This is a genomic window from Bartonella tribocorum, assembly GCF_002778015.1.
GTDB classification, from domain to species: domain Bacteria; phylum Pseudomonadota; class Alphaproteobacteria; order Rhizobiales; family Rhizobiaceae; genus Bartonella; species Bartonella tribocorum_B.
The window spans coordinates 1-6,051 of record NZ_NJPP01000050.1; the positions used below are offsets into that span (position 1 = coordinate 1).

Consider the following 6,051-nt stretch of genomic DNA (forward strand, 5'->3'; position numbering starts at 1 on the left):
GCGCTTTTAAGCCCACCAGAAAGTATGAGAAACATCGCTTTTATTTCTTCCTCAGAAGCTTTTTCATCAAGCATTTGCAAAGCTTCATTACCCAACGAGATAATTCTCTCCGCTTCTGCAGGTGATGGCTTTTTGCCCGCTAACCAATGGAATGGAGGATTTTGCATCATCCTCGAACAAAAATTTGTACGGACTGTCTGCATTTTTGAAATCGGACATATGTTGTGTAATTCTATAGGCACGACCGCGCTGTTGTCCTGTTTGGGAATTTGTTTGTTTTCCATAATTTTCTCCTTGTTTGTAATTTTTTGAATTTCGCACTCAGTTACGCCACGTTGCTTGCCAATCGATTTTGGTTGCATTTGCTCCAGCTTTTGAACGCCAGTAATCTCGAAACTTTGCGATTTCGACTTTCACACGCTCTGGAGGCAAGCCCTCTGCAAGTGCAAAATCGTAATCGGGTTCAAAGTCTTCAGGCAATCGACAACCCCGATTAGCTTTTGACCGCTTGGCTTTTTTGAGAACGTTTTCTTGCTCGTGAAGGGATGGTTGGTTATCTGCTACCGTTTCGATTTGCTCTCAACAGCATCAACCTCGATTGGCTCTTGAACCAAATCGGTCGTTTCTGAATTTTCAGAACCAATTTCTTTTTTTGATAAAACGATAGTTTTATTTTTTTTATATATATCTATATTCTTATTCTTTATAGCTTGATTTTGCTTAACGTTTGCTTCAGCAAAATTATTAACATGTTGTTTTGTATTGTTTTTTGCTTGTGCACCTTTTTTACCAGCTTCACTACGAACTTGTGATATATGATCTTTTTTATCAGAAAAATCTTTTAGCTCTTCTTCAACGCGCGTATTCCACAATCCGTCGTCTGTTTGAATAACTTTATCATTCCTCATGAGATATTCGACAACAGTTACAAACTTTTTTTGCGAACAGTTGCAAACACGTGCAAGTGTTCCAAAGTCTTCTCTAATTGGTGCTTTTTTGTCATACATACGAACAAGAAGCGTTATATAAACGCCCCGTTGTTCCAATGTCATTCCATCTGTACTACTTATCCAGTCATCCAAATGGAATCTGATCCATGGCATTGCATTAGACATGTGCACCCCCTTCTTTCGTTAAATATAAAATTGCCAAAGCATCTGCTTCATTGTCATCACAAGGTGCGTGACCTTTTGCACGCATTGCCTTAATCATTTCTTCTTTTGACGCATTCCCTTTGCCTGTTGTCGCTTTCTTAATTGTGCCAACTGGAATGCCTTCATACGGTATCTGATGATGTTCACACCAAGCCGTCAAAGTTGCTAGAAAGCCCCCATAAACATGAGAAGCGTCTGTACCCACATGCCGACGTACCTCTTCGAAATACACCGCATCAATTTCATCAACAGACCTTTTTAGTTTAGTAAGCCATTTCTTAAAGCGCAGATAACGCATACCACCGCCTTCAAAACGGCGTGATTGAAAATGTTCTGTATCACTTGTGATAAAACCATCAGCACCGCATATAGCCCAGCCAGTCTTGGTGACTAGATCAAGACAAAGAATAGTTTGTGCATTAGTGATCATAATCCCCCCTGCTGTTGCGTATTTATATGTGTGCTATGACAGAGCGTGTGTGATTAAGCTTTTAAAAATTGTGCTGCTGGTGCTCGTTATCATCCGTAGGAGCAGTAGTAAAAGAAGATATTTGAGGTGATATAGTGTCATATAATTGCGCCCCATAAATGATTGCGCCCCATAAAAAAACGAGAAAAAGTCTTCTGCCTTAATTGGTGCTCCAATTCTTTTAGCTTCATTTAAAAGGATTGGGATATGTTTTATCGGAATTCTTCCACCAGTTCCACCTTTTGATACAGGACGGAGCCAGACATACACACGTGTTCTATGAACCCCAAGCAACTGAGATACCTTACGAACCCCACCTAACAGATTTATTATTTCATAAAATTGTTTCATAGCACATTATGTAGCGATTATAAAAACAATGTCAAGAAGGAAAATTGATAATGAAGTTACATGTTTCTAAATTAGAAAATGACGGTTGTATACAACGTACCTACAATAAAGATATGACAATAAGTATCTCTCAATGGTTACAAAATGCCTTATCTGAAGCTGGATTAAGCCAATCAGAGCTTTCAAGACAGCTAACCGCTTCTTTAGGTCGCTCGATAGATCGTGCTGCCGTCAATAAAATGCTAAAAGGAACAAGAGATATTTCTGCTCGAGAATTATTAGAAATATCAAAACTTACAGGTGCTTCTATTCCCACTAATCACTTAGTTCCTTTGATTGGATCTGTAGGAGCCGGCGGAGAAATAATCGCAATAGATTCTGGTTGTCTAGAAGAAGTAGAAGCCCCGCCATCTGCTCCTAAAGGAACTGTTGCTGTTCGCGTGGTAGGTGATTCTATGTTTCCAGCCATTGAAGAAGGAAGCCTTCTTTTTTATTCCTATCATCTGCCACCAGGGAATCTTATTAACAACCGCGCTATCATAAAAACTAAATGTGGAAAAGTTTATATCAAAGTATTACGTCTCGGAAAAGAAAAAGGGAAATGGGTTTTATCCAGTATAAATGGAAAGTATGCCGATATCGTAGATGTAGAGTTAGAATGGTGTGCACCTATCGACTGGATTAAGCCAGCCAGAATATAAATTAATATTTTTATATTTTTTCCAGCAGGTCTTTAGTTTATTACTTTTAAAAAATTTTTAAAATCGCTACATTTTTCTATTGACTTTGTTTTTAAAATCGCTACATTGGTATCCATAAATTAACACGAACAATCGCCAAGAGGCGTTAGGGAGGGGAAATTATGGATAAGCCAATTCTCATTCATTCCAATGAAATTTTATTAGTTGCCTACGATAAAGAGCAATACATTGCAGAGTCTGGACCACTTGATGCAAGCCAAGTTTTAAGCATTGTTGATGAGGTAGATGATGCAATCCAAATCTTTCGCATCAATCCTTCTGAGAAGAGTTGTGAAGATATCTCTGAAGATATTGCAGAAGCATATGTAGAAGCAAATATTGAAGATCTCTATGAGGATAGTGAGGTTCATTACTTTGTAGGTGAAAGTAATGCTTACCACGATCTTTTATCTGAGTTAGTAGAAGAAAAATATAATGATGAGGTCTACGGTACTTACGAACAACAACATCGTTTGCGTCCTTGTGATGTACTTTAAAATTCTTAAGGGCGTTTGAAAAAGCGCCCCCTTTTCCCATCAATAATTGATTAGAGTAATCTTATGAACACACATGATAATGATAGTGAAGGATATCTCATACCTGAAAACAAGGTAGACAACAAAATCGGTTATGCCAAAATGGTCAAAGCCCATGTAATGCATAGGCACTTACAATTGCAACAAGATTTTGACACTTGGTTTAATGATCATGTTGAAAAGCTGGAATTGAAAAAGGGCGTGCATTTTGTCTTCACAAAAAAAAGAAGGAAAGCGAAAAAAGGTTTGTCCAAAATATGAAATCGACCCTGATGATACAGAGAGCCATCACTTAAAAATTTATGCAGCAAAAGAAATTCTCGAAGCAGAACCGCATCGAAACCAAGTGGTCATCTTAAAACAAATATTGCGTCCTTATTGGTAATTGGAGGAGATCATAAAAATGGATAATCCTATCGCTATTACAAATAACACCATTAACGAAGAAAGCGTTCAAACCGTCAATACACGTGAATTGCATGCCTTTTTGGAAAGTAAACAAGATTTTTCTACGTGGATAAAAAAGCGTATTATGACCTATGCTTTCCTTGATAGAAAGGACTTTATTCGCTTCCACAAAAAAATGGAGGCGAACAATGCCATAGCAGTCGAATACTATCTGACCTTAGATATGGCAAAAGAACTTGCCATGGTTGAACGGAATAAAAAAGGAAAGCAAGCAAGAGAATACTTTCTCGAATGTGAACGGCGTGCAAAGCAAGCAGTAACCCCACAAATCGACTATTCAAGTCCAAAAGCTATGATTGGCTTTTTGAATTACCTACAAGGTCAAATAGATCAAAAAGACACCATCATTGAAGATTTAACACCAAAAGCCATGGCTCTTGAAAGTTTACAGCGTCATAATGGACTCTTCGGTCTTACTGAAGCTGCTAAAATACTCGAGATGCAACCAAAACAATTCATTCAATTCTTACAGCAAAAAGGGTGGATTTACAGACGTGCAGCGGGTGGAAATTTGCTACCGTATCAAGACAAAATCCAAAAGCAACTTATGGATTGTCCAACCATCACACTTCAAACCGCGAGTGGAATAGAAAAAGTCATTCCTTGCGCAAAAATCACAGCAAAAGGCATTGGTGTGTTGTCTCAAGAACTTAAACGACAAAGCATGCATTAAGAGGTAATCATTTTATGGAAAAGAAATACGAATTTACTTATGAGACAGCTGAGTTTAAAGGGGTAACTCTACACCGTATCCGCGCCTTAAGAGACTTTGGAGTTATTAAAAAAGGTAATTTAGGCGGCTTTATAGAACATGAAAACAACCTATCGCATCATGGCAATTGCTGGGTAGGTGGTAATGCATTCGTCTTATCTTGTGCTTGCGTTTACGATAATGCACAAGTTTATGATGATGCCGAAGTTTATGGAATGGCAACAGTTTCCGGTAATGCACGTATTTATGGTAACGCAAAAATTTATCGTGATGCGGATATTGATGGCGATAACGTCATGTCCACTGGAGAAAAAGCATGGTGAAGAAATACGAACTGACTGATCTTATAGGACCTCTATAAATCTCTTTCTAACAACCAAACCAAACAACTTTTAACACAAGCGTGATTCACGCCACGGGTGAGTTGCGCGCAATGGAGGAAACAATAATGAATGAACAAAACACAAACTTAACAGAAGTAAACAAAACAAACGATTGTGAAGTCAAATCTACAGCCATGGAGCTTATTTTAGAAAGAGCTTTAGAAAATGATGTTGATCTGGACTGTCTCAAGAGCCTTCTCGAATTACGAGAAAAGGAGATACAACGACAAGAGCGCCAAAACTTTGTCTGTGATCTTTCCGCTATGCAAATGGAATATCAAAAAATACATAAAAATGCTACAAACACCCATACAAATAGCCAATATGCTACGCTTGATAAATATCTTGATGCCATAAAGGATAGTCTTTCAAAATATCGCTTTGCCTTGTTCTCTCGTATCAAAGAGCAGAATTCAAATGGTATAACTGTAGAAATGACTTTAAAGCATATATCAGGCAATGAAATATCAACACAAGGAACATTTCCTTTTGATAGTACAGGGAGTAAAAACAACGTACAAGCAGTTGGTTCTACAATCACTTACGCACGTAGATATCTCTTAGGTATGCTTCTTAATATTGTGAGTGAAGATGATGATACAGATGGAAACGCCCCTATCAAAAAGGCATTTCCGCAGCAAATCAATGAAATCAGAAGACTCATAGTGCAAACCCAATCAGAAGAAGCAAAGGTACTTGATTATGTTAAAGTCACAAATCTTACGGATATGTCTGAGGGACAAGCCCAAATCGTTTTGCATCTTTTGAAAGATACACAAAACAAACAAAAGGCTCCAAAAGGACAATCACTTCCACAACAAAAGCAGATAGACGCGTCGGTACAAAAATATGTACCAACTCAACAAACGGCGGTGTGAAATGGAACAAAGAACAGCAGAGTGGTTTCAAGCCCGTTTAGGTAAAGTCACTGCTTCAAACGTTTACAACGTACTCAGTAAAACAGTAAAGGGAACCCCTACAAGCAAATATTAAGACTATAAAATTAAGCTTATGACAGAGCGTTTAACAGGAGAAATAAGCCAATTTTATACAACACCTGCTATGCAATGGGGCATTGAACATGAAGAAGATGCCTTGAAAGAATATGCATTCATTTATGATACTGAAGTCTCTCAATGCGGTTTTATCCAACACCCCACAATCCAAATGGCGGGGGCTAGTCCTGATGGGTTTGTTGGTGATGACGGTTTAGTTGAAGTCAAATGCCCACAATCACC

At 38.2% G+C, this 6,051-nt stretch carries 8 protein-coding genes and 3 pseudogenes; 8 read left to right on the top strand and 3 right to left on the bottom strand.

The genetic code is table 11. The annotated features are described in order from the left end of the window. The 3 genes and pseudogenes from CEV08_RS10055 to CEV08_RS08695 form a co-directional block, all read right to left on the bottom strand. Window positions 1–284, bottom strand: a pseudogene (locus tag CEV08_RS10055) (hypothetical protein); the annotation flags it as partial. A gap of 40 nt (window positions 285–324) precedes the next feature. Continuing rightward, window positions 325–1,115 (bottom strand): annotated as a pseudogene (locus tag CEV08_RS08690) (YdaU family protein); the annotation flags it as partial. Continuing rightward, window positions 1,108–1,584 carry a crossover junction endodeoxyribonuclease RuvC gene (locus tag CEV08_RS08695; protein ID WP_100131221.1) on the bottom strand — a complete coding sequence of 159 codons (477 nt, stop codon included), beginning with the start codon at window positions 1,582–1,584 and terminating at the stop codon, window positions 1,108–1,110. The pseudogene CEV08_RS08690 and the gene CEV08_RS08695, both read right to left, overlap by 8 nt. 440 nt (window positions 1,585–2,024) lie before the next feature. Between CEV08_RS08695 and CEV08_RS08705 the strand changes: the two genes are divergently transcribed. From CEV08_RS08705 to CEV08_RS08735, 8 genes and pseudogenes are all read left to right on the top strand, one after another. Continuing rightward, complete coding sequence (locus tag CEV08_RS08705; protein ID WP_100131222.1) at window positions 2,025–2,675, top strand: LexA family transcriptional regulator; 651 nt, start codon at window positions 2,025–2,027, stop codon at window positions 2,673–2,675. A 161-nt stretch (window positions 2,676–2,836) separates the two neighbouring features. After that, window positions 2,837–3,211, top strand: coding sequence for a hypothetical protein (locus tag CEV08_RS08710; RefSeq protein WP_100131223.1), 375 nt, complete (start codon window positions 2,837–2,839; stop codon window positions 3,209–3,211). A 159-nt stretch (window positions 3,212–3,370) separates the two neighbouring features. Further along, a complete protein-coding gene (locus tag CEV08_RS10060; RefSeq protein WP_245407084.1) occupies window positions 3,371–3,511 on the top strand; it encodes an antA/AntB antirepressor family protein in 141 nt (46 codons plus the stop codon). Next, window positions 3,459–3,635 (top strand): hypothetical protein, encoded by a 177-nt coding sequence (locus tag CEV08_RS10065; RefSeq protein ID WP_245407085.1) that lies wholly within the window; start codon window positions 3,459–3,461, stop codon window positions 3,633–3,635. The genes CEV08_RS10060 and CEV08_RS10065 overlap by 53 nt, the downstream gene beginning before the upstream one ends. A gap of 18 nt (window positions 3,636–3,653) precedes the next feature. Then, complete coding sequence (locus tag CEV08_RS08720) at window positions 3,654–4,391, top strand: antA/AntB antirepressor family protein (protein ID WP_100131224.1); 738 nt, start codon at window positions 3,654–3,656, stop codon at window positions 4,389–4,391. A 14-nt stretch (window positions 4,392–4,405) separates the two neighbouring features. Further along, window positions 4,406–4,753 (top strand): hypothetical protein, encoded by a 348-nt coding sequence (locus tag CEV08_RS08725; RefSeq protein WP_100131225.1) that lies wholly within the window; start codon window positions 4,406–4,408, stop codon window positions 4,751–4,753. Between the two features lie 125 nt (window positions 4,754–4,878). After that, window positions 4,879–5,691 (top strand): ERF family protein, encoded by an 813-nt coding sequence (locus CEV08_RS08730; protein ID WP_100131226.1) that lies wholly within the window; start codon window positions 4,879–4,881, stop codon window positions 5,689–5,691. A gap of 1 nt (window position 5,692) precedes the next feature. Continuing rightward, window positions 5,693–6,051: pseudogene (locus tag CEV08_RS08735) on the top strand (lambda exonuclease family protein); the annotation flags it as partial.

Bases quoted from the DNA above. Each gene is read 5' to 3' on its own strand.
- CEV08_RS08725 (WP_100131225.1), top strand. From the start codon at position 4,406: ATGGAAAAGAAATACGAATTTACTTATGAGACAGCTGAGTTTAAAGGG.
- CEV08_RS08695 (WP_100131221.1), bottom strand. From the start codon at position 1,584: ATGATCACTAATGCACAAACTATTCTTTGTCTTGATCTAGTCACCAAG.
- CEV08_RS08710 (WP_100131223.1), top strand. From the start codon at position 2,837: ATGGATAAGCCAATTCTCATTCATTCCAATGAAATTTTATTAGTTGCC.
- CEV08_RS10060 (WP_245407084.1), top strand. From the start codon at position 3,371: ATGCATAGGCACTTACAATTGCAACAAGATTTTGACACTTGGTTTAAT.
- CEV08_RS08730 (WP_100131226.1), top strand. From the start codon at position 4,879: ATGAATGAACAAAACACAAACTTAACAGAAGTAAACAAAACAAACGAT.
- CEV08_RS08705 (WP_100131222.1), top strand. From the start codon at position 2,025: ATGAAGTTACATGTTTCTAAATTAGAAAATGACGGTTGTATACAACGT.
- CEV08_RS08720 (WP_100131224.1), top strand. From the start codon at position 3,654: ATGGATAATCCTATCGCTATTACAAATAACACCATTAACGAAGAAAGC.